The sequence below is a fragment of the Syntrophorhabdaceae bacterium genome, assembly GCA_028698615.1.
GTDB lineage: Bacteria > Desulfobacterota > Syntrophorhabdia > Syntrophorhabdales > Syntrophorhabdaceae > Delta-02.
Genome location: JAQVWF010000005.1, coordinates 24,977 through 48,489 on the forward strand (window position 1 = coordinate 24,977; position 23,513 = coordinate 48,489).

The 23,513-nt window shown below is 55.3% G+C and carries 20 protein-coding genes and 2 tRNA genes; 13 read left to right on the plus strand and 9 right to left on the minus strand.

Annotated features, from left to right (window positions below):
* The first annotated feature begins 1 nt into the window (after position 1).
* The 5 genes from clpX (at position 2) to PHC90_03260 (ending at position 4,424) form a co-directional block, all read left to right on the plus strand.
* A complete protein-coding gene (gene clpX, locus PHC90_03240) occupies positions 2–1,255 on the plus strand; it encodes an ATP-dependent Clp protease ATP-binding subunit ClpX (GenBank protein MDD3845357.1) in 1,254 nt (417 codons plus the stop codon).
* Between the two features lie 43 nt (positions 1,256–1,298).
* A tRNA-Val gene (locus tag PHC90_03245) sits at positions 1,299–1,373 on the plus strand.
* Positions 1,374–1,380: 7 nt separating this feature from the next.
* Positions 1,381–1,458 (plus strand) — tRNA-Asp (locus PHC90_03250).
* 67 nt (positions 1,459–1,525) lie between these two features.
* Positions 1,526–3,544, plus strand: a complete 2,019-nt coding sequence (locus PHC90_03255) for a DUF1926 domain-containing protein (GenBank protein ID MDD3845358.1) — start codon at positions 1,526–1,528, stop codon at positions 3,542–3,544.
* A gap of 22 nt (positions 3,545–3,566) precedes the next feature.
* Positions 3,567–4,424: a glycosyltransferase family A protein gene (locus PHC90_03260; protein ID MDD3845359.1), complete on the plus strand. Its 858-nt coding sequence runs from the start codon at positions 3,567–3,569 to the stop codon at positions 4,422–4,424.
* 29 nt (positions 4,425–4,453) lie between these two features.
* Here PHC90_03260 and PHC90_03265 read toward each other — a convergent pair whose 3' ends face one another.
* Positions 4,454–4,939 (minus strand): hypothetical protein, encoded by a 486-nt coding sequence (locus PHC90_03265; protein MDD3845360.1) that lies wholly within the window; start codon positions 4,937–4,939, stop codon positions 4,454–4,456.
* A gap of 270 nt (positions 4,940–5,209) precedes the next feature.
* On the opposite strand from PHC90_03265, the gene PHC90_03270 reads away from it, so the two are divergent.
* The gene (locus PHC90_03270) at positions 5,210–6,970 is read left to right on the plus strand and encodes a formate--tetrahydrofolate ligase (protein MDD3845361.1); all 1,761 of its coding nucleotides are present in this window, start codon (positions 5,210–5,212) and stop codon (positions 6,968–6,970) included.
* 95 nt (positions 6,971–7,065) lie between these two features.
* Here the strand turns inward: PHC90_03270 and PHC90_03275 are convergent, their stop codons facing one another.
* The 3 genes from PHC90_03275 to PHC90_03285 form a co-directional block, all read right to left on the minus strand.
* A complete protein-coding gene (locus PHC90_03275; protein ID MDD3845362.1) occupies positions 7,066–7,617 on the minus strand; it encodes a hypothetical protein in 552 nt (183 codons plus the stop codon).
* A 61-nt stretch (positions 7,618–7,678) separates the two neighbouring features.
* The gene (locus tag PHC90_03280) at positions 7,679–8,032 is read right to left on the minus strand and encodes a nuclear transport factor 2 family protein (protein MDD3845363.1); all 354 of its coding nucleotides are present in this window, start codon (positions 8,030–8,032) and stop codon (positions 7,679–7,681) included.
* The gene (locus tag PHC90_03285) at positions 8,022–8,372 is read right to left on the minus strand and encodes a cysteine hydrolase (GenBank protein ID MDD3845364.1); all 351 of its coding nucleotides are present in this window, start codon (positions 8,370–8,372) and stop codon (positions 8,022–8,024) included. Before PHC90_03285 ends, PHC90_03280 begins: the two co-directional genes overlap by 11 nt.
* A gap of 313 nt (positions 8,373–8,685) precedes the next feature.
* Between PHC90_03285 and acs the strand changes: the two genes are divergently transcribed.
* Complete coding sequence (acs, locus tag PHC90_03290) at positions 8,686–10,659, plus strand: acetate--CoA ligase (protein ID MDD3845365.1); 1,974 nt, start codon at positions 8,686–8,688, stop codon at positions 10,657–10,659.
* A gap of 234 nt (positions 10,660–10,893) precedes the next feature.
* Here the strand turns inward: acs and PHC90_03295 are convergent, their stop codons facing one another.
* From PHC90_03295 to PHC90_03305, 3 genes are all read right to left on the minus strand, one after another.
* A complete protein-coding gene (locus tag PHC90_03295; protein MDD3845366.1) occupies positions 10,894–13,533 on the minus strand; it encodes a GNAT family N-acetyltransferase in 2,640 nt (879 codons plus the stop codon).
* A gap of 225 nt (positions 13,534–13,758) precedes the next feature.
* The gene (locus PHC90_03300) at positions 13,759–14,391 is read right to left on the minus strand and encodes a response regulator transcription factor (protein MDD3845367.1); all 633 of its coding nucleotides are present in this window, start codon (positions 14,389–14,391) and stop codon (positions 13,759–13,761) included.
* A 1-nt stretch (position 14,392) separates the two neighbouring features.
* Positions 14,393–15,883: a PAS domain S-box protein gene (locus tag PHC90_03305; protein ID MDD3845368.1), complete on the minus strand. Its 1,491-nt coding sequence runs from the start codon at positions 15,881–15,883 to the stop codon at positions 14,393–14,395.
* A 321-nt stretch (positions 15,884–16,204) separates the two neighbouring features.
* Here PHC90_03305 and PHC90_03310 point away from each other — a divergent pair, with 321 nt between their 5' ends.
* Complete coding sequence (locus tag PHC90_03310; GenBank protein MDD3845369.1) at positions 16,205–16,777, plus strand: nitroreductase family protein; 573 nt, start codon at positions 16,205–16,207, stop codon at positions 16,775–16,777.
* A gap of 60 nt (positions 16,778–16,837) precedes the next feature.
* On the opposite strand, the gene PHC90_03315 is transcribed toward PHC90_03310, so the two are convergent.
* Entirely contained in the window at positions 16,838–17,380 is a 543-nt protein-coding gene (locus PHC90_03315) for a DUF6125 family protein (protein MDD3845370.1), read from the minus strand.
* Between the two features lie 157 nt (positions 17,381–17,537).
* Positions 17,538–18,287: an IclR family transcriptional regulator gene (locus PHC90_03320; GenBank protein ID MDD3845371.1), complete on the minus strand. Its 750-nt coding sequence runs from the start codon at positions 18,285–18,287 to the stop codon at positions 17,538–17,540.
* Between the two features lie 214 nt (positions 18,288–18,501).
* On the opposite strand from PHC90_03320, the gene PHC90_03325 reads away from it, so the two are divergent.
* The 5 genes from PHC90_03325 to PHC90_03345 all read left to right on the plus strand — a co-directional run bounded on the left by PHC90_03325 (position 18,502) and on the right by PHC90_03345 (position 23,504).
* Positions 18,502–20,463 (plus strand): ASKHA domain-containing protein, encoded by a 1,962-nt coding sequence (locus tag PHC90_03325; protein MDD3845372.1) that lies wholly within the window; start codon positions 18,502–18,504, stop codon positions 20,461–20,463.
* A gap of 163 nt (positions 20,464–20,626) precedes the next feature.
* Positions 20,627–21,379 (plus strand): AAA family ATPase, encoded by a 753-nt coding sequence (locus tag PHC90_03330; protein MDD3845373.1) that lies wholly within the window; start codon positions 20,627–20,629, stop codon positions 21,377–21,379.
* 33 nt (positions 21,380–21,412) lie between these two features.
* Positions 21,413–22,300 (plus strand): bifunctional methylenetetrahydrofolate dehydrogenase/methenyltetrahydrofolate cyclohydrolase FolD, encoded by an 888-nt coding sequence (folD, locus tag PHC90_03335; GenBank protein MDD3845374.1) that lies wholly within the window; start codon positions 21,413–21,415, stop codon positions 22,298–22,300.
* 3 nt (positions 22,301–22,303) lie between these two features.
* Positions 22,304–22,519, plus strand: a complete 216-nt coding sequence (locus PHC90_03340; GenBank protein ID MDD3845375.1) for a hypothetical protein — start codon at positions 22,304–22,306, stop codon at positions 22,517–22,519.
* 40 nt (positions 22,520–22,559) lie between these two features.
* The gene (locus tag PHC90_03345) at positions 22,560–23,504 is read left to right on the plus strand and encodes an acetyl-CoA decarbonylase/synthase complex subunit delta (protein ID MDD3845376.1); all 945 of its coding nucleotides are present in this window, start codon (positions 22,560–22,562) and stop codon (positions 23,502–23,504) included.
* Positions 23,505–23,513 lie beyond the last annotated feature (9 nt).

The following is a 23,513-nucleotide window of genomic DNA, read 5'->3' on the forward strand; positions in this document are numbered from 1 at the left end:
CATGATCAAGAAGACAAACGGCAGGACCATCAAGCTCAACTGCTCTTTTTGCGGAAAGAGTCAGGACGAGGTCAAGAAACTTATAGCCGGACCGATGGTTTACATATGTGATGAATGCATCGAACTCTGCAACGAGATCATTCAGGAAGAGGCGAAAAAGGAACGTTTCGATTATATCAAGACGGCAATCCCCAAACCCCACGAGATAAGTAAGCTTCTCGATGATTTCGTCATCGGACAGGAGCACGCAAAGAAGGTCCTTTCGGTTGCGGTCTATAATCATTACAAAAGGATCGAATCCAAGACGCAGTTCGACGATGTGGAGATCCAGAAAAGCAACATCCTCCTCATCGGGCCCACAGGGTCGGGAAAGACACTCCTTGCCCAGACGCTCGCGAAGATCCTTCACGTACCCTTCACCATAGCGGACGCGACAACGCTCACAGAGGCGGGATACGTTGGAGAGGACGTCGAGAACATCATACTCTATCTGCTCCAGTCCGCCGATTACAACGTAGAGCGGGCGGAGAGGGGCATCGTCTATATCGACGAGATCGACAAGATCTCGCGCAAGACGGACAGCCCGTCGATCACCCGGGATGTCTCGGGCGAGGGCGTCCAGCAGGCGCTTCTCAAGATAATTGAAGGGACCGTTGCCAACGTGCCCCCCAAGGGCGGCAGGAAACATCCCCAGCAGGACTACATCAAGGTCGACACTTCGAATATACTCTTCATCTGCGGCGGGGCCTTTCATAGCATAGAAGGCCTCATTGCGGGCAGGATAGGGAAGAAGAGCATCGGCTTCGGTGTCGATGTGTCGGGCGGCCGGGACAAGATGTATTCGGAGCTCATACGGGACATCCAACCCGAAGACCTCCTGAAATACGGGCTCATACCGGAATTCATCGGCCGTTTGCCCATCACGGCAACCCTTGAGGAACTCTCCGAAGAAAACCTCGTTGAGATCCTGAAGAGGCCGAGGAATGCAATTGTCAAGCAGTACAAGAAGCTCTTTGATCTCGAGAATGTCAAGCTCACCTTTACAGAGGGTTCCCTGCGCGGCATTGCCAAGGAGGCGATGAAGAAGAAAACAGGCGCGCGTGGGCTGCGCTCCATAATGGAGAAGGTGATGCTCGACGTCATGTACGAGATACCGTCCTTGTCCAATGTTAAAGAATGTGTCATCAGCGAAGAGGTCATCATTAACCACGAAAGGCCTATTCTTATTTACGAAGAAGAGGCGGAGAGTGCGTGAATGGTTGACATTTCAAGCTGAAGCTGTTATATTGACGGCTATTGGGCGGGTAGCTCAGCGGGAGAGCATCGGCCTTACAAGCCGAGGGTCGCAGGTTCAAAACCTGTTCCGCCTACCATTTACGCGGGGTCGTAGTTAAGCCTGGTTATAACGCCGGCCTGTCACGCCGGAGGCCGCGAGTTCAATTCTCGTCGACCCCGCCATTTAATAAAAGACTGGTGTCACATGAAATTGATTATCTGCATTCATAATCATCAACCAGTCGGGAATATGGATTCCATTTTAGAAGAGGCGTATACGCGTTCGTATATGCCTTTTTTTGCAGCTTTGAAAGATTTTCCCGGCATCAAGGTGAATATCCATTTCACCGGGTTTCTTTTCGAATGGCTCAGGGAACACAAACCCGAGTACATCGCCCTGCTCAAGGCCCTTCATGACAGGGGACAGATCGAGATCGTCTCCGGCGGCATGTATGAGCCGATCCTTGCGCTCCTTCCCGAAGACGATGCTCTTACCCAGATAGACCTTCATCGTGACCTGATGGAAGAGACCTTCGGTGTGCGGCCGCGGGGCATGTGGCTCGCAGAGCGGGTCTATGAACCGCAGCTGCCGCAGATCATGGCACGGGCGGGTATCGAGTATACCATCATCGATGATAACCATTTCAAGTCCATCGGACTGAGGGAAGAGGAGTTGTATGGTTACTTCGTCACCGAATCCGGCGGAGAGAAGCTTTTTATCTTTCCCGGTCTGGAATCTCTGCGTTACGTGATCCCCTTCAAAAGCATAGAAAAGGTGCACGAGAGTCTTCAGGGTATAATGGCCGCCGGGGCGGATGTCGCGATATTCGGCGATGACGGTGAAAAATTCGGGCTCTGGCCGGGTACGTTCGATTATGTCTATGCGAAGGAGCACTGGCTCGACTCCTTCTTTCGCTACCTCAGTGACAACGCCGATTGGCTGGAGACGGTAAAGTTCGGTGAATATATCAACTCCGTTCCGCCCAAAGGCCGTATCTACCTTTCCTGTGAATCCTACAAGGAGATGGAGGAATGGTGCCTGCCTGCCACCCGTGCAAGGGAGTACGCGCAACTGCTTCACACGGACGGTCTTCAGTACCGCGATTTTCTCAAAGGCGGCTATTACCGGCATTTCCTGGTAAAATACAGCGAAAGCAATGATATGCACAAAAGGATGGTTCGCCTTTCAAGGGCCGCGAAGAGCAATCCCGAGGCAAAGAAACATGTCTACATGGCCCAGGCCAACGACAGCTACTGGCACGGGGTTTTCGGCGGCCTGTACCTGCCGCACCTGAGGGGAGCGGTCTGGCGTCATCTCATCGAGGCGGCGAAGCTTCTCGACCCGAAGAAACCCTTCGTTAACGGTTATGTTGAGGACATCAATCTGGACGGTCATGACGAGGCCGTTATCAGGAATAACGAGATGGAGGCATCATTTCGCCTGAGGGAGGGCGGGGTGTTGTATGGCCTCGACTACAAGCCCTCCTCTGTCAACATTATGGCCACGCTCAAAAGACGATACGAGGGATATCACGAGAAGATCAAAGAGGCTCTCATGGAGTCCTCGGCGGATGGAACGAAGACGATCCATGACATGGTAATGGCAAAGGAGGAGGGCCTTGACCGCTACCTGCACTACGACTGGTACCGCAGGGCCTCCCTTGTGGATCATGTCCTGGGCACCGGCGCTACGCTGGAGGGGTTTTACCGGTGCGAGTGTGCCGAGCCGGGTGATTTTGTCATGGAGCCCTACACCGCAGAAATGCAGAAGGGAAAGAAAAAGCTCGAACTTGTTCTGCGCCGGGACGGGCATTTCCGGCAGGGCGGCAGCGCCTCCCCCCTTTCCATCGAAAAGCGGATCACCGTCAGCGAGGGAACCGCGGAACTCACAGTTGATTACGAGCTTACGGGAAAGGTTGATGTTCCATTCCTCTTTGGGATCGAGTTCAATTTCGCCTTTCTGGGAAGTGGAGGGGACCGCTATCTGGAAACCGAGAAAGGCAGATATGAGTTGACGCTGAATGGGGTTCTCGAGGCGGCAGCGAATCTGAGATTCCATGATCCCTACCAGAATATCGAGGTTTTCCTGGATATTGGTGAACCCGCCGAACTCTGGACTTTTCCCGTGGAGGTTGTTTCGCTCTCGGAGAACGGTTTCGAGCGCAATTACCAGAGCACAATGGTCATGCCTGTCTGGCTGACCAGCCTCACCGACGGTCCGAAGAAGATCCGTTTGAAGGTCCGCCTGGAACAGGCCCGTCAGGCCTGACGGAGAGCAAATCTCAACAATCATGAACGGGGGCCCCAAGAGACCGATGCCCACGGTGTCCGTCATCATAACAACCTTCGAGCGCAGGCACTTTCTTAAGGAAGCCCTTGCCTCTGTCCTGGCCCAGGATTACGACGACAATGAGGTGATCGTGATCGATGACGGCTCGACGGACGGCTCGGGCGAAGAGACCCTCGGTCTGCCTGTGCGTTATTTGTGGAAGGAGAACGGTGGTATCAGCAGTGCAAGAAATGCGGGCCTCGACATGGCACGGGGTGAGTATATCGCCTTTCTCGACGTCGATGATCTCTGGAAAAAAAAGAAGCTTTCCACCCAGATGAGGGTGATGGAACGGATGGGCACGCTTCTGTCGTACACGGACGAGATATGGATACGCAACGGAGAGAGGCTCAACCAGAAACTGAGGCATCGCAAGTATTCGGGATGCATTTTCGAACACTGCCTGCCGTTGTGTATTATCAGTCCTTCGTCCGCTGTTATCCACCGAAGCGTTTTCGATGCCGTGGGAGGTTTCGACGAATCGCTGCCCGTGTGCGAGGACTACGACATGTGGCTCAGGATAACGGCCCGGTATCCCGTGACCTTCATCGAAAAGCCGCTCATCGTAAAGGCAGGAGGCCACCCCGACCAGCTCTCGCGTGCCTATGAGGGCATGGACCGGTTCAGGATAGCGAGCATCGCAAAGATCCTCGACGCCGGGACACTGGGGCCGGACCTTGCGGAAATGGCGATCAAGGAGCTAGGAAAGAAATGCCGCATATACGCCGCCGGCGCCCTAAAAAGAGGAAAAGAAGAGGAGGGAAGATATTACCTCGACCTGGTTGCTTCATATAAAACGAGATCGGTTCAGGGAGGATAGACAGGAAACCATGCTCACGTGATCGCTGGTTAATTTGTGATACTTCCGATCTCTCTGTCGATTGTGGTTTTGTGGATAACGGTGTCCTTTACGATTTCATTCACCAGGGTCAGGTATTCAATATCCTGCGTCCTGACTATCTCGTTGTACCGGGATTCAATAAAAGACTGCTCGTTATCACGGGCCATGAACAGGGCATTTGCCATCCTGAACTCAGGGGCCTTAACCTTTGCCGTATTGGTTTCTATGCCCTTTATGAGTGTCTGAGCAGCCATGATATTAAACGGGCGTCCCTTTTCGAAACGATCCGGTTTTCTAGCGATGATGTCCTTCATCTTTTGTAAATTGTTTATGTGCTTCATTTCTTCCCGTTCTATGCCCAACCAGAATTCCTGTCGTTCTGTCCATATCTCGCCGCAGGTCCGGTAAAACTCGGCGATGGCCTTCTCCGATTCTTCCAAAACGGACAGGATGTCAAGTATTCCCTTCAGATCCCCTGATGCCAGTAAATCCATGTCTCACCTCACCGCCGGGTTTTTCCGTGAAAATAGACCGACACATGCCCCTTTTTCTGACTGGTACGGTCGATTGATCATCACAATGATGGTAACACTACCAAAAGACCAAGAAAAATTCAATCCGAAACCTGCAATGGGGATGCGGGCACCAGGCTGTCTATCGGGCATAACGGCCCCAAGTACTTGAGAAACTCGGTCAAACCCTGTATATTTGTCAATACTGCGGCTAAATAAGCTACATGTCTTTCATACAAAAGGAGTTTAAAGATGCCTTATGACGCGACAAAGATGCCGGACTGGCAGATATCCGAGGCCGCTGAAGAGAAGATGAAGACCATCTGGCAGATGCGTGACGAGATGGGCCTTGGTGATGAGGAACTCATACCTTACGGGAAGATGAGCCGCCTCAATTATGCCGCCATAATGCAGCGTTTGAATGACAAGGTGAACGGGAAATATATCGACGTCACGGCCATCACCCCCACACCTCTTGGCGAGGGCAAGACCACGACAACGGTGGGCCTCCTCGAAGGCCTTGGAAAAAGGGGGAAAAATGTGGGCGGAGCTATCCGTCAGCCGTCTACGGGTCCCACCATGAACGTAAAGGGAAGCGCCGGCGGCGGAGGCAATGCACAGGTCGTTCCCTTGACGGAGTTCTCCCTGGGGCTTACCGGCGATATCGACAGGATCATGAATGCCCACAACATCGCCATGGTCGCCTTGACGGCGAGGATGCAGCACGAGCGGAACTACGGGGACAAAGAGCTGGCAAAGAGGGGCCTCAAGCGCCTCGATGTGGACCCGACCAACATTCAGATGGGATGGGTCATAGATTTCTGCGCGCAGGCGCTTCGCAATATCGTTGTCGGTATGGGCGGCAGAATGGACGGTTTCACCATGCAATCCCATTTCGATATCGGGGTCAGTTCGGAACTGATGGCGATCCTGTCCATTGTGCGGGACCTCAAGGACCTGCGCAAACGCATTGGCGAGATCACCGTCGCCTATCGCAAGAACGGCGATCCCGTCACCACCGAGGACCTTGAGGTTGCCGGGGCGATGTGCGCGATCATGAAGGACACCATCAATCCCACACTCATGCAGACCGTGGAGGGCCAACCCGTCATGGTGCACGCCGGCCCCTTTGGGAATATAGCCATTGGCCAGTCGTCAATCATTGCCGACCTCCTGGGACTTAAGCTTTTCGATTATCACGTAACCGAGAGCGGTTTCGGCTCCGATATTGGTTTCGAGAAATTCTGGAACGTGAAATGCAGACTGAGCGGTCTCAAGCCGAATGTCTCCGTTATCACGGCCACGATCAGGGCCCTCAAGATGCACGGCGGGGGGCCTCGTGTCGCCCCCGGCATACCGCTTCCGAAGGAATACACCCAGGAAGACCTGGGGCTCCTGGAGAGGGGTATCCCGAATCTTCTCCATCACGTGCGGATCGTCAAGATGTCCGGAATAAGGCCTGTCGTGTGCATAAACAAGTTCACCACGGACACGAAGGATGAGATCGCCCTTGTCAAAAGGCTTGCGGAGGCTGAAGGTGCGCGGGTTGCCGTGTCCGAACAGTGGTTGAGGGGCGGGGAGGGGGCCCTGGAGCTTGCCGATGCCGTCATTGATGCCTGCAATGAGAAGGTTGAGTTCGGATACCTCTATCCCCTCGAGATGCCGCTTATGCAGAGGGTGGACGTGATCGCAAAGAATATCTATGGTGCCGACAGCGTGCTGTGGATCCCCGAGGCCGAGGAGAAGGCACGCCGCCTCGAGGCCGATCCGTCAAAAAGCGATTACTTCACCATGATGGTCAAGACCCACCTGAGCCTTTCCCACAAACCGGAGCTCAAAGGTGTCCCGAAGGGCTGGAGACTTCCCGTTCGCGACGTCCTCGTTTTCACGGGTGCCAGGTTCCTCTGCCCCGTCACCGGTGCCATAAGCCTCATGCCCGGAACAAGCTCAGACCCTGCCTTCCGGCGCATAGACGTGGATGTGGAAACGGGAAAAGTAAAAGGATTGTTCTAAGCGATAGTCTCGAGTCTGAAGGTAAGAGATAAAGACAAGTTTTCAGTCTTTTGTATTCTCGGAGCCGGTATTACCAGGGCGTCAACGGTGAGGCTTCATTTGGTCAGGATCTCCCCGGTCTTTACGGAGAAGAGGTAGGTTTGTCCGTCCGTTGTCTTCAGGAGCATCGTGCCCTCTTTGTCGTTGAAACTCTTCTCCGAACTCCAGAAGAAATGGCTTACGGTGCGGCGTAATGCGAGCTGATTCTTGATGAGGTCCTTTATCAGGTATTGTTTGAGCGGTGTTCCGTTTTCGTAGAAGGCCAGGGCCAGGTCCTCTACAGACGTCGCCCAGGGCCCCATGCGGACGACGTGCTTTCCGTCGGAACTGGGATAGACCGAGAAGGAATACCAGTGGACGGTCCATAACGGTGTTGTTGAGCCGTCATTCCTGTAAAGTCCTGACTCTTTGTAGGTCTTTCTTAATTCGAGGTCCTTTCGTACCCATTTTTCGGGCGGTGCGAGCATGACGAAGACATATTCCCCGGTTTCCGTCACCTTCGTGTAGTCCCGGGGAGGAGCCGGGGTATCGGCGAGGGCGGGCATACTGAAGCTCAATGCCAGAGCAATGACCTGAAAAACGATAATGAACTTCAAGACAGTTTTCATGACCATCTCCTCCTGATGAGTGCGCAATGCGAACCAGCGTATAGACTACTACAATCCGGGATCAATTGAAAAATTTTATATATACGCATCCCGATCGTATCCTGCCGTCCTCGTCCAGTTCATAGAAATCGGCGCAGCCGAACTCCAGCGCATCCCCCTTGTTGTAAGATTTTCCGTAGAAAAGGCTGTCTTCCAGAAAATCAAGACGAATCCTTACCTGGAGATATACCTCCCTGTCGCCGAAAACGATCTTTTCGGGTTTTCCCAGCGTCTCCTTGAAGGATGCGTGGTAATTGGTCCAGTAATCGACCATGCTTTTCCTTCCCGTCAGGCGTTTCTCGGAGGCGTCCCACACACACGCATCACTTATGTACCGGGACAGGGCATCTTCCAGCGTTTGGGTCTTATGGCACATACCTGCTGCCCCCGTGAGTTCTGAGCTCGTCCATGACCTCTTCCGTCGTGCGGGCGTCCCCGAAGAAGAGCATGATGTTCTTTAATGTGTTTTTGAGGAGGGTTTTATCGAAGGTGTCTACTGCGTCGGCGATAACCACCACCTCGTAGTCAAGCTGCATGGCGTCTCTGGCAGTTGACTCTACGCACACATTCGCGGCGATCCCGGCGATAATGAGCTGGGTTCTTTTCAGCACGTCGAGCCTGCGCTCCAGCTCAGGCGGATTCGCCAGGAACGCGCTGTAGCGGTTCTTGAAGACAACATGGTCCGTTGAAGGCTTGAAGTCCATCTCGGGGAAGATCTCTGTTCTCGTGCTCTAAATGCCAATCACCTTCAGCTGGCACATTGCCATTCGAATTTATCCGTTCTCAGGCCCTCTGCGGGGCATAGAGGTGGTCTGACCCTGGCAGCTCTCATATACGGGCTTCCATGCCTGGCGCTTGACCGGTTCCGGCCTATCACGTGTAGGTATATCACCTACATCTAATTCATCCCCATGCCGATACCAAAGGCGCAGGTTTTGTTCTAATCTGATGCTGTGGGTTTTGGTAATTGATGAGAAAACGCGGTTGTGAGTGCCGCGTGCGTAAATCTGAAGGACAAGGAGAAGAAGAATGGCAAAGCCTAATGAAACCGATTTTTATGACAAGGTATTTCCCGTTCCTGACAGGGTAAGGGAAAAATCGTACATCAAGAGCAGGGCTGAGTACGACAAGCTCTACAAAGAGTCCATCGAAAACCCTGACGCCTTCTGGGCGAAAGAGGCCGAAAAGAGACTGACGTGGTTCAAACCCTTTGACAAGAATAAGATTTCCGACTGGTCCTTCGGCGATGACCTCCACGTAAAATGGTTTGAGGGCGGCAAGCTGAATGCAAGCTACAACTGCCTTGACCGGCACCTGGAAACGAAGAAGAACAAGGCTGCCATCATCTTTGAGGGCAACGACCCCAATGACTGGAAGGTCTTCACATACTGGGATCTGTACAGGGAAGTAAACAGATTTGCAAACGTTCTCAAAGACATGGGTCTGAAGAAGGGTGATGTGGCCACGATCTATCTCCCCATGATCCCGGAACTCGTCATCTCCATGCTCGCCTGCGCCAGGATAGGCGTTGTACACGCCATCGTCTTCGGCGGTTTCTCCGCAGAGGCGTTGAGGGACAGGATCAACGACTGCAAGTCCACTGTGCTCATCACCTGTGACGGCACCTACCGCGGCGCCAAGGCAGTCCCGCAGAAGGACAACGCGGACAAGGCAGCCGAGCAGTGCCCGACGATAAAGACCGAGATCGTGGTCAAGCGTACCGGCACGCCCGTCACCATGAAGGAAGGCCGCGATATCTGGTGGGACGACCTGATGGCAAAAGCGGGAAAATTCTGCAAACCCGAGGAAATGGACGCGGAAGACCCGCTGTTCATCCTCTATACGTCAGGCTCCACGGGAACACCCAAGGGCGTTCAGCACACGACCGCAGGTTACCTGCTGTATGCATCCATGACACAGCAGCTCGCCTTCGACGTTCGTGACGAAGATGTCTACTGGTGCACGGCCGATATCGGCTGGGTGACCGGTCACAGTTATGTTGCCTACGGCCCTCTCACCAACGGGCATACCAGCATCCTCTTCGAAGGGCTTCCGAGCTATCCCGGTTTCGACCGGTTCTGGGAAGTGGTGGAAAAATACAACGTCAACAACTTCTATACCGCTCCTACAGCTATCCGCGCAGTGGCCAAGGAAGGCGATGCGTGGGTGGAAAAACACGACCTCTCCTCCCTGCGTGTTCTGGGTTCCGTCGGTGAACCGCTGAACCCTGAAGCCTGGTGGTGGTTCTACAATAAGGTCGGCGGCGGCAGGTGCACGATCGTGGATACCTGGTGGCAGACGGAAAACGGCGGACACATGATCCTGCCTCTTCCCGGCGCGATCGATATCAAGCCCGCAAAGTGCATGAGGCCTTTCTTCGGTGTTGTACCGGCCATCTTTGATGAGGACGGCAAGGAGATCGTGGGCCCGGGCAAGGGAGCACTCTGCATGAAGACAGCATGGCCCGGCATGATGAGGGGCGTATGGAACAATCCCAAGCTGTTCAAAGATAACTACTTTTCACAGTTCCCGGGGGCCTATTTCTCCGGCGACGGTGCCGAAAGAGATGCCGATGGTGACTACAAGATCACCGGAAGGATCGACGACGTCATCAACGTCTCCGGCCACAGGCTGGGAACCGCGGAGATCGAAGCGGCGCTTACTACGCACCCGAAGGTTGCAGAAGCGGCAGTCGTGGGATTTCCGCACGAAATTAAAGGCCAGGGGATCTACGCCTATGTAACGCTGAACACCGGTGTTGCGAAAGACGATGCCCTGAAGAAAGATCTCGTCGCCCTCGTGCGCAAGGAGATCGGACCTATCGCCACACCGGACCTGATCCAGTGGGCGGACGGGCTTCCCAAGACGAGATCCGGCAAGATCATGCGCCGCGTGCTCAGGCAGGTCGCGGCTGCGAAATTCGAGGACTTCGGCGACACGTCAACATTGGCCGAGCCCGGTGTTGTTGATGACCTGGTAGCGGAAAGAAAGAAAATAAAATAAGGAAATAAAAGAAGAACCCGGCCGGATAGCGGCCGGGTTCTTCTCCTCAAAGCTTCAATTCTTTTTAAGTAAACTTCTGTCGATCGTAACCGTATTGCGATCGGCGTCTGCCAGAGTTGAGGGGGATTCTATTCCCAACCCACATTCCCCTCAACTCACTATCTATACTTCAACGGCGAGCAAAAGTAAAGTCCTTTCACATCACAGATTTCAAAGGGTGAGTGGTGTCCGATCCTATTCGAGACTTCTCGACATGAGCAGCATGTTTCTTTCTTTCGCGTACATCGTGAAGTGGCAGTGGTTAAGGACCTTGTTCATTGGGAAGTTTTCCTGGAGTATCTCCGCATTGACTATGCGGATATCGAGATGCTTTGAAAGGTCAAGACAGGCTTCGAGGAGCAGACGGCCGAGCGTCTTTTTCTGCCAGGAATCGGTGACGATAACGGCGTATTCCGCCTGGTTGGTGGGACCGCACTTTATGAGGCGGGCTATGGCGACAAGCCTTTTTCGGTCCTCCTCGATGGTTTCGGCAACCACCGCCACCTCTTCGTCGGGATCGATGTCGCAGAAACGGCGGGCGGTCTCAGGCGTGGGGGCGAAAGGGGAGAGGAAGCGCATCCAGAGGGACTGAGGGGAACAACTCCTGACAAAGTCCGTCCAAAGATCGATATCATGCTGTGTCAGCAATCTCAGGTGAACGCGGCGGTCCGCTATGTCGAATGAACGATCGGCGAGGAATCGGTTGAGATCGGCGAGGCGTGTCCTGCTGCGCAAACGGCCGTGCCCGTACATCTCCGAAAGGACCTGCGCGGCCATTTCAGGAGTGGAATATACGGGGATGCCTTTCCGCTCCATCCGGATGACAGGATCCATCATGAATTCCTTGCATGCCACGCAGCAGACGACCGGCTTTCCCTTGTAATCGATGGATGCCAGGGTTTCGACATACGATTCAAGGATCTCACCCTGGACGACAACGATGATACTGTGGACATCGCTGCTCTCCACTCCGATCCGGATGATCTCCCGTGTCTGCTTTGGGTCCATATTGAAGGAGCAGTCCACCGGGTTCTGTATGTTGAGATAGTCGTCGATAAAGGGTGCCAATCGCTCCTTGACATGAGGCTCGAGGACAGCGAGCCTCAGTCCGCTCGCGTAGAGCATATCCGTGGCGGCAACCCCGAGAGATCCCGTGTAGGTAACGACGAAGACACCGGGGCCTTTCGGCAGAGGTTGTTTGGAAAAGGCCCGCATCAAGGAAAAAAGATGCTCGTTGTCCCTGGCGCGGATGACTCCTGTTTGCCGGAATGCCGCTGAATTGATCTCGTCGTTTCCCGCCATGGAAGCGGTATGTGAGGAGACGACCTTTTTCCCCGCCTCCGTCCGTCCCGTCTTGAGGGCGATGACAGGTTTCTTTCGTGATACCCGTTCCGCCACATCGACAAAACGCCGACCGCTCGTCACATCTTCCATGTAAAGGGCTATGACACTGATGTTCGCATCGTTCCCCATAAACTCGAGAATGTCGGCCTCGCTGATATCCATTTTGTTGCCAATGGTGGCGATGATGCCGAAATCGAGGACGTTGCGCAGTCCCGTAAGGATGCCGGCCGCGTAAACCCCGGCCTGTGCGATGAGCCCGACGTTGCCCTTGCGCAATGTGCCGATGAGCCCGATGGATTGGACCATATCGTGATGGGTGTTGATGATGCCCGAGCAATTGGGGCCGAGCAGACGGTGCCTTCCCGTCGCGATGTGGTCCTTTATATTGGTCTGCATCTTTCGGCCGGCTTCCCCCGTCTCCGCGAAGCCCGCCGTTTCGACCACGAGATACTTTATCCCCTTCCGGCAGCAATCCTCGATGGCCTTCGGGGCCGCCGCGGCGGGAACGATGATGATCGCCGTATCGACGGGGTCTTTCACGTCGAGGATCGACGGGTAGGCCTTCACTCCGAGAATGGACTCCTTGCGGGGATTAATGGGGTAGAGCCTCCCTTTGAATTGATGGGAAAGAAGGTTCTGCATCACGTTGTATCCGAGTTTACCTCCGGAATCTGTAGCTCCCAGCACGGCGATACTCTCGGGATAGAACAACGCGCGAAGATCGTCCTTTGTCCGGGAAGCTGTTTTTGGAGAGACCCGGGGGGAATGGTCGACAAATATGCGGGCATCCACGGCGACGCAGCCGGTGGGGTAAAGAAACACGGGATTTATGTCGAGTTCCTTGAGTTCGGGGTGCGTGACGGCAAGAGTGGAGACATTGAGGAGCAGTTCCCTGAGGGCCGCCATATCGACAGCGTGACCTCGGTATCCCTTCAGGATGGGGAAACCCTTGATCTCTTCGATCATCTCCTGCACAGCGTCCGCGGTGATCGGCAGAACCCTGAACGTCACATCCCTGAGGACCTCGGCGAAGATCCCCCCCAATCCGAACATGAGAACGGGGCCGAAACTCTCATCGCGCGTGAATCCGACGATGGCCTCCACGCCCGCCGGCGCCATCTCCTGTACGGAGATCCCCACGATGTTTTTGCCCTTGAATGACGACAGGATATCCCGGTGGGCCTGCCTGACATCATCATCACTCCCGAGGTTCAGCTTTACGCCGCCCGAGTCGGTCTTGTGGACCACGTCGGGAGAGACGACCTTGAGGACGACGGGATAACCAAGACCGCGGGCCCTTTTAACGGCCTCCTCTTCGGTGGCGACGACGACGGTACCCGTTGTCTTGACGCCGGCGTTTTCGAGGATCGCCTTGCTTTCATGTTCCATCAGGTATTCGCGGTTCTCGGATCGGGCCCGGCCGAGTATCCGGGCGGTGGTATTCTGTCGCCCGTGACTGCCTTTGACGTATCGGTCCCTTTTCAAGTTCATTTTATCCACCCCGCGCCGGTATCAATTATTCCGCGGACACCGGTAGTCTATTATTGCATGGTGCTGGTGCGGGCGGTATCGGGGTTTGTCTCTTTCTTATGTCGGATATAGAAAGGGATGTTGTGACGGTGTATTGCTGACAGGGTGGTCCTGAAGGTCGGGCAGCCGTATGGGGCAAAACCCGACGCAGGGTGTTTCCGTTAGGGGGGTCGACAGGATGGGCCGCTAAAGAATGAGATTGTTCTTCACGGCGTAGAGGGTCAGTTCCGCATTTTTTTTCATGCCCATCTTTTCGAGGATCCTGGTTCGATAGGTGCTGATGGTCTTCGCGCTGAGGCAGACTTCTTCCGCCACTTCGCTTACGGACTGGCCGGAGGCGAGCATGAGCATGACCTGGTATTCGCGGTTGGAGAGCCGCTCATGGCGGGATTTTTGGGCCCCGGCATCGAGCTCGAAGGCAAGCTTTTCCGCGAGTGAGACGGTGACGTACTTCCCGCCCTTGGAGACCTTTCGGATCGCGCTTATCAACTCCTGGGGTGCGCTCGCCTTCGTAAGGTACCCGGCGGCACCGGCGCGGAGCATCCTGACCGCATACTGTTCTTCGGGGTGCATGCTGAGAATGAGCACGGGTACTTTGGGCCGGATGACCTTTATGTCTTCAAGGACCTCCAATCCACTTTTTCCGGGCATGGAGATGTCGAGAAGTATGAGATCATAATCCTTTGTGGTTATCTTTGCGAGTACATCCTGCCCGCTCTCCGCCTCATCCTCCACGATCATGTCGTCGAGGCCGGCGAGTATCTGCTTGATGCCTTCACGGACCACCGTATGATCGTCAGCAACAAGGATCCGTATCATATCATCCCCTCCTGTGGTGCATGGGTATTCGAACCTTGATCGTCGTACCCTTGCGCTGTTTGCCGCTTATACGCACGATTCCGCCCCAGAGGTTGACCCGTTCCCGGATGCCCACGATCCCGAAGGATTTGGGGTTTGCGATCTGTTCCCGGGTGATCCCTTTTCCATTGTCGGCAACTTCGAGATGGAGCTCCCCGTCCTTCTGGATAAGGCGGACGCGGACCTGTGTTGCCGCGGAATGACGGGTTACGTTCGTCAACGTTTCCTGGAAGATGCGAAAAATGGTTGTGGCCAGGTCCTTTTCCACGGCGCCCTCCTTGCAGTCAAAACGGGCATCGCATTGCACACCTGTTCGTTCCTGAAACTCCCCGACCTGCCATTCCATTGCGGCCGTAAGGCCCAGGTCGTCGAGGAGGATGGGCCTGAGCTCGGTGGAGATCCGGTGCACGCTGTCTATTGTTGTGTCAACGAGACTGCTCATGCGCTGCACCTTGACACCAAGCGAGAGGTCTCCGGGGGGCAAGCGGGAGCCCAGCCAGGCAAGGTCCATCTGGAGGGCCGTCAGCGACTGGCCGAGTTCGTCGTGTATTTCCCGGGCTATTCTGGTACTCTCTTTCTCCCGGACGGACTGAAGGTATATGGAGAGGTCGCGAAGCTGTTCCCGCGAATTTGCCAGCTCTTGCTCCGCCCTCCTTTGCTCGGTGATGTCCTCGTAGGTGATGACTATCCGCCGTTGGTGCAATGCGTCTCCGATCCGGGCCGATCTCATTCTGCACAGGATGTCCCTGCCATCCTTGCGGCGGCAGTTGAATTCAGTCACGTATGTCCGTTGATGCTCCAGGGTGCCGTAGAAGTGGCGGCCGATCTCCTCCGCCTCCTTATCGTTCCGGTAGAAGACTGTGACGCTTTTGCCGATAAGGTCCTCGGGATGCCAGCCGAACACCTCCTCCACGGCGGTGTTCGCGAAATTGATCCGCCGGTCCTCGAGCCCTACAACGGCCTGGGGAATGGCATCAAGGATGGAAGATTTGAGAGCATCAAGCTGCTGGAGACTCTCTTCCGCCTCTTTGCGTTCCGTGATGTCCATGGAATTGCCGAGGGTGGCCTTCTGTCCCTTGAAGATGATGGGTGTCACCGTTTCCATGATCCATTTGATCTGTCCCTCCTTCGTTATCAGCCGATATTCGAAGGGTGCCGACCGAAGACCTTTGAGCATGTCGCCGGCGTCTCTGGCTGCCCTCTCCGTGTCGTCAGGGTGGACGACGCTGAGGGGGTCCATCTCCAGCATCTCCGCTTCCGGATAACCCGTGTATTCCTGAATGTGGAGATTAACGAATTGGAACCGCTTGTTTGCCGAGATGTATACGCCCACCTGAAGATTGTTGGCGAGAGTCTTATAAAGCTCTTCCCCGGTGGGATCGGCGGTATTTCGACGTTCATCCGCCAGACTGTTTCGAGAGCCCAGTACTGTTTGCGCCATTTTCTTTTTCATTGTCAGTCCCTGCCAGGTCAATGCTCCATGTTCGAGGTCCTTCATCTAAAAACTTAGAGTGTAGAACGTCAAACATAAAGCTATCCTGTAGTTGAGCCACCTTCAGTGTGGGATTGGTAAATACGAGGGTTTGTCTCAACGCAAGCCGGTGAGAGATGTTTGTGAGCCGGATATCCATGGTCGCGCCGGCACTATGACTAATTTTACAACGCTCCGGCGATGATGTCAATCATTTGCCGGTGGATTAGGTTGGGATTGACATAAACCTGATCGACTGATAACATCCGTGTTGAAGGAAATACATGCAGAAGGGGGATGAAGATGGATCTATTCACGGCTATGCGCACAAGGAGGAGCTGTCGGGATTACCTTCCGGACCCGGTGGGCGATGACGTGATCGAAAAGGTGCTGGAGGCTGCCACATGGGCCCCGTCACCGGCCAACATGCAGCCCTGGGAATTCCTCGTCGTCACAAGTTCGGTAATGAGGGGCAAGATCTTCGATGAAGCCGAGCGATGCAGGGTGTGGGCATTTGAGAAAAGCGGCTGGAAATGGCTTGATTCCTACCAGGTGGGTTTCCTGAAGCAGACGCCTGTCATCATCGCGGTGGTGGGCGACCCGAAAAAGACGGGTTTCGACATGTTCACCGAAGAGGGTAGTATGGGCTACCAGGCGGCATGCGCCGCCGCAATCCAGAACATGCACCTTGCCGCCTGTTCCCTGGGGCTCGGTTCGCTCTGGTTCACCTTGTTCGACAAGAAGGCCATAAGGGAGATACTGGGCATCGACGGGGCAAAGATGCCGCTTGCCCTCATATGCCTGGGAAAATGCGCGTCCCCTCTTCGTGAGGTCCCGCGAAAGGCCGTAAAGGACAAGACGACGTACCTGAGATGAACGTGTAAGAGACGAGGCAACGGGCCGTGCGGGGCAGGGCAATGCCCGTCCCTGTTATTATTATCCTGCCGTCTTCGGGCTCGCGAACTCCCACCGGCACCAGCTGTCCGGGGGGTGGGGGCCGGGAGGGCAATATGTGCAGGATACCTTGACGCCGGGATCGATGACGGCGGCAACATTGGTGAAACCATGCTCGAAGGTGGGCCGGCACGCGAATACCGTCTTCCCCGATTTGATGCGGGCCTCCTGGGGAGGGCAGGATGTGACGGTGAGAACAGCTATTCCATCATTCTTTTCGATGGTATAAGAACACTTTGCGGCCCAGCTCATAAAATTGATGGCACGCATAACCTGATCCAGTCCCGCATTGTCCGGTATGGCAAGCACCTCCTTTATCCTCCGCGCCTCCAGCCTCGAGGAGACATCCCACATGTGGATGTCGATCTCCAGCGCCTTCTCGGTGCCCCAGCGGTCCTCCACCCCGGAGAACCAGAGGCCGTCGCAGGTATGCCAGTTCAGTGAATACATCTTGATGAGTTCAATAAGTGTTTCTCTGGGCAGGCCTTCGAGTTCGGCGTGGACGGGATTGTACGGAATTGTCATGGTTCATTGTCCCCCTGTCTGATCTTTCCTTCCGGATATTATGCCATGGCACAGCAAAAACGCAAAAGAAGTTCGCGGCGAGCCGGGCCTGGCGGGGATGACACGCGGGCCCAGAGAGACTCGGTCTTTCCCTGGAACCTGAGACCTGAGACTGTCTCTACTGTGAGAGCCTTTCCGATATTTTTTGGGCGGTGTTGATGAGGCGTTGAGCCATGTCGGGCAGTTTGTCGGTGGGCATGGAGCCGGTGAAGCCGAGGATGCAGATGGCGCCGACGGGATAATCGTTGGCATAGACGAGAGTGGCTATTGCCCTGACGCCCATGAGATATTCCTCGAGGTCGAGGCTGTAGTGACGCTTCCGTGTCACCCGTATCTCATCGATGAAGCGGTCGAGGTCGGTGATGCTGTTCGGGGTGTACCTGGGCAGGCCTTTTTCCTTGAGAAAATCACGGATCTCGTTATCTTCCATGGGAGCGAGAAGGGCCTTGCAGAAGACCGATGCCGTAATCGGCAGCCGCGTCCCCACGGGGGACGATATCTTCAGCTTCTTTCGCGTTTCTATGGTATCGATAACCTTGACGACGCTATCCTCGCGGACGCAGAGAAAGACCGTTTCATCGACATCTTCGACAAGCTTTTCAAGGAACGGGCGGGCGACGGAACTGAGTTCCCCGCCCTGAAGCACTCTCTTTGCGATCTTGAAGAGCTCTTCCCCAATGGTGTAACGCTTGGTGGATTTGCTTTTCACGATGAGGTTCTCTTCCTGGAGGGCCTTGAGTATGCCGAAGACGGTGCTCTTGCTCAACGCAAGAGTTCTCGCTATCTCCGTGACGCCGAGAGGTCTCTTGCTGTCAACAACGAGCGAAAGGACTTCGAAGGTTTTCTTTATGACGGGCGCGCTATACATAATTCATTATGATGAACACTATATAATATTTGAGTTTTGTTGTCAACGTTAATTTGTTGATAATACAGCTTTTAGAAGGCTACGTTCGCCGAAGGCCTCCTAGATTTATGATGGTGAACACAGAGCCTTACGGCAGTCATGGCGAGAACGGGATTTGCCCAAATTAGGGTATGTTCAAAGAGGGGATAATTTGGTACAATAAAAATTCCAAACTATGCCGCCAGAATACAGGATAAGATTTCTGCCGATAGATCGGATCATTCCGGCAGAAAGGGGAGAGAATTTACTCGAGATCGCCATGAAGGCGGGGGTGCACATCAATGCATCCTGCGGCGGAAGGGGTGTGTGCGGAAAATGCAGGGTACGGATCGCCGAGGGGCCCCTGGAATCATCCGCCCATCCTTCATTGACTGAAAGCGACTATGCCGCAGGCTTTCGTCTTGCCTGCGCCTCCTCGGTCGCAGGGGATGCCGTGGTCGAGATCCCCCTGGAATCGCAGGTTGACAGAAGCGTCCTGAGAAAGTCCACGATCATGAGCGACGTCGACGCCGGGGCCATCGATGAAGCGCTTCTGTGTGAATATGGCCTCGAGCCCCTGGTGAAAAGGCTGAACCTCACACTTCCCCGGCCCGACATGCAGGACAGCGTTTCCGATGCGGCGAGAATGGTGCGGGAACTGGCGCCGAGGGTCGGATGTGAAGAGCTTGCTCTGTCCCTCGGGGTGATGCGCAACCTTGGCACCAGGCTCAGGGATGCCGACTGGAATGTTACCGTTGACGTGACGATGAGCGGTCAGCGAGAGGTCACATACATCGCAAAGGGTGACAGGGAAAAATTCCACTATGCGGTTGCCGTCGACATCGGGACAACGACGATCGCGGCCCAGCTCCTTGCCTGCGACCGGGGCGAAAGGGACAGGAAGATAGTGGCCTCGTCCTCTGACTACAACGGGCAGATCAGTTTTGGTGAGGATGTCATTTCGAGGATCATGTACACGAGAAAGCGCGGGGGGCTCAAGAAGCTTCAGGGTGTCGTCGTGTCCACGGTAAATCTGCTCATCGGTGAACTTCTGGAAGATGGGCATATCGATCCTGCCGACATCAGTCACATTGTCGTGGCGGGGAACACGACAATGATGCACCTCTTCTACGGGATCGAGGCGAAGCATATCATGCTTGCGCCCTATACACCACTTTCGACGGCCTTCGCGCCTGTCGCCTGCGGAGAGGTCGGCCTCGCTGCCGGGGCCAACACACGCCTTTTTGCCATCCCGGGCGTCTCGTCCTACGTGGGTGGAGACATCGTATCCGGCGTGGCGCTGTCAGGGATGACTGAGGGCGACGGGGTTTCACTTTTCATGGATATCGGGACCAACGGTGAGATCGTGCTCGGAAACGGGCAGTGGCTCCTGTGTGCCTCCTGTTCGGCCGGCCCTGCTTTCGAGGGCGGCGGGATCCAGTTCGGGATGCGGGCGGCCCCGGGCGCCATTGAAAAGGTGCGCGTCAATCCCATCACCCTTGAGCCGATGATCCTCACCATCGGGAGGATGAAGCCGCTCGGCATCTGCGGTTCCGGGCTTATCGACATTGTGGCCGAGCTTTTCCTCGCGGGTGCTATCGACCGCAACGGCAAGTTCTCGCTGGAGACAACGACAGAGCGGGTGAGGGAGGGTGTTAACGGCCGCGAATATGTCCTGTGTTTTGCCGCCGAAACGAATATCGAGCGGGACATTGTCATAACGGAGATAGACCTTGACAACATCATGCGGACGAAAGCCGCCGTATATGCCGGGTGCAAGGTGTTGCTCGGCCATGGGGGTCTTGCATTTGGCGATCTCGGTGTGGTTATTATTGCCGGAGGCTTCGGTCACTCCATCGATGTTGAAAAGGCGATTGCGATAGGCCTTTTGCCCGAACTGCCGGCAGAGCGTTTCCGGTTCATAGGGAATGCGTCTCTTGGCGGCGCTCGGGTGGCGGCGCTTTCGCGCGGCTTCTTTGAAAAGGCAGGTGAGGTGGCGCGGTCGATGACAAACTTAGAACTGTCAGACAGCGTGCAGTTCATGGGCGAGTTCATGGCCGCCATGTTCCTGCCGCACACGGATGACAGGGCCTTTCCGGAAGTGATGCGGGTGCTAAAGGACGGTTCCGGGTCTCAGGTTCCAGGTCCCAGGCCGTGAAGGGGACAGGAAAAGGAAAAGAGATGCTGCAGGTTACGAACTGTAGAGGATGCATCAGGAAGATGTGAAGGGGCGCTACGATCTTCCATCCGTCATTCCGGCGAAGGCCGGAATCCAGGAAGAGCGTTGTCGTGGAGGGAAGAAAGCATATAAGGTGGCGACTATGCCTAAAGTTATTGCGTTGGCGGGTAAGGGCGGTGTCGGTAAGACGACCATAGGCGGGATGCTTGTCAGGTATCTCGTGGAAAAGGTGAAAAAGGGGCCGGTACTTGCCGTGGATGCCGATCCGAACTCCAACCTCAACGAGGTTCTGGGTGTGAGCGTCCACGCCACCATAGGCGAGGCCCGGGAAAAGCTCAAGGAGGATGTTCCCGCCGGCATGAGCAAGGACAACTGGCTGGAATACAAGGTGCAGGAAGCGGTCATCGAGGCAAAAGGCTTTGATCTTCTTGTCATGGGAAGGCCCGAAGGCCCCGGGTGTTACTGCGCGGCGAACAGCATGGCGAAAAAATACATCGACGCATTGAAAGGCAACTACGCCTTCGTGGTGGTTGACAACGAGGCGGGTATGGAACACATGAGCAGGCTGGTGACGCAGGATGTGGATGTGCTGTACGTGATATCAGACCCGACACCGCGGGGCATCCTCACGGTGTCGCGGATACTGTCGATAATAGGGGAACTGGGTCTTCACATACGACAGACCGTTGTCCTCGTCAACCGCTTCAACGAGAGGGACAGCGTCGTTCTTCAAAGGGCGGCGGAAGACAGGGACGTGGCCATCGGCGGCACGGTGAGGAACGACGAAGATCTCGTGCGGGCCGATGCAGCGGGAAAGACGGTCTTTGAACTGGAGCCCTCATCAAAGTCCCTTGCTGACGCCTGGGCCATTTTCGACAGAACGACAGGTTTTTGAACGGAGTATGGAGCCTGTGATAAAGGAGCGTTTATGACGGCGAGGATCATCAGCGGAACAGAGGTCGCGAAGCAGGTTCGGGAGCGGATCGCGCAAGAGGTGATCACGCTCCGTGAGACGACGGGCGTAACGCCTGGTCTCGTGACCATCCTCGTGGGCGACAACCCCGCTTCGGTGAGTTATGTCACGGGCAAACAGAGAACCGCCAGGGAGCTTGGCTTTTATTCCGTCCAGGATGACCAGCCGGAAGACGTATCTGAAGACAGTCTCGTGGAGTTGATCGGAAAGTACAACGATGACCCTGCGATCCATGGCATTCTCGTGCAGCTTCCCCTGCCGAAGCACATCAACGAAACGAGGGTCCTTTACGCCATCGACCCCGACAAGGATGTCGACGGCCTGCATCCCATGAACCTCGGGAGGCTGATGATAGGCGAGGCGCGGTTCTATCCATGCACCCCCTTCGGTATCAGAGAGCTTCTTTCCATGGGAGGCATTGAGACAAGAGGAGCCGAGGTTGTCGTCGTCGGGCGAAGCAATCTTGTCGGCAAGCCCATCTCCATGATGCTTGTCCAGAAGGAGACGAATGCCAACGCCACCGTGACCATGTGCCATACAGCGACCCGCGACCTTGCGGAACATACCCGAAGGGCGGACATTCTCATAGTCGCAGCGGGGAAGGCGAAGGCAATAACCGCCGACATGGTGAAGGAGGGCGCTGTCGTGATCGACGTGGGTGTTAACCGGATAGGCATGACGCCCGAGGGTAAGGCTAAGCTCTGCGGTGACGTCGATTTTGAATCGGTTAAGGAGAAGGCCTCGGTCATCACGCCCGTGCCGGGTGGTGTAGGGCCCATGACGATCACCATGCTCATGGAGAACACGCTTAAGGCGGCCCGGATGGCCGCGGGAGGGAAATGACGCATGGAAGGGTATATATATGATGAAAAGGAAGATAATGCCGGGAGGAAGGTAAGGGTCCTCGGCGCCACCTTCGAGGAAGGCAAGCCCGACGGGCGCGGGGATTGGCGCGAGAAGCTTGCCACCCGCGATGAAAGGCTTGGCTACATCCGCTCCGCCATGCGCTACTGGTACAGTGCGGACTGGTACGGCAGCGAAAAGAGAAAACAGGAAGCCTGAGAATGACATTATCATATGGTTCAAGACAGGGGAGGAACAGATGGCCTTCGAAATTTCTAAGATAAAATACACGGGGCGGATCAAGGAGGTTGTGCTGGGCACGGGGCCGAAGGCGGTAAAGATAGGCGGCGCCGGCTGTTATCCTTTCTACCGTTTCGAGGGCGATATGCCCAATATTCCCAGGGTTGCCTTCGAGGTCTGGGACAGTCCCCCCGATGAATGGCAGGAATGGGCCATCGAACCCTACGGGGATGTACTTTCCGACCCCGTCGCATGGGCAAAGAAGTGCATCGACGTCTACGGCGCGGAAATGATCGTCCTCCAGCTCAGGAGCGCCGACCCCAACGGTGAGAACAAGGGGACCGAAGAGGTCGTGGAGGTCGTCAAGAAGGTGGCCGACGCCATCGATGTGCCCCTTCTTGTCTGGGGCACGGCAAATGATGACAAGGACAGCGAGCTTCTCAGATCGGTCGCCGAGGTCTGCGAGGGCAAGAATGTCGCCATCGGCCCCGTTTCTGACAAGAACTACAAGCAGATAGGCGCCATGGCCATCGGCTATGGTCAGGTCGTCATGGCATCGTCTCCCATAGACGTCAACCTGGCGAAACAGCTCAACATCCTCCTTGGCAATCTGGGCGTCAACGACGAAAAGATCGTTATCGATCCCACCACGGGCGGTTTGGGCTACGGTCTCGAATATTCCTATTCGGTGATAGAACGCGACAGGATGGCGGCGCTCACGCAGGAGGACGCCAAGCTTCAGTTTCCCATCATTTGCAACGTTGCCCCGGAGGTATGGAAGACAAGGGAAACGAGACTGACAAGAGATGAGGACCCGAAGCTGGGCGATGAGAAGCGCCGCTCCGTCCTTATGGAGGCGGTCACCGCGATGACGCTCCTCGTCGCCGGGGCGGATGTCGTCGTGATGCGTCACCCCGACAGCATATCCCTCGTCAGGGATATGATAGGCGAGCTCTGCGCGTAATAAGGAGAG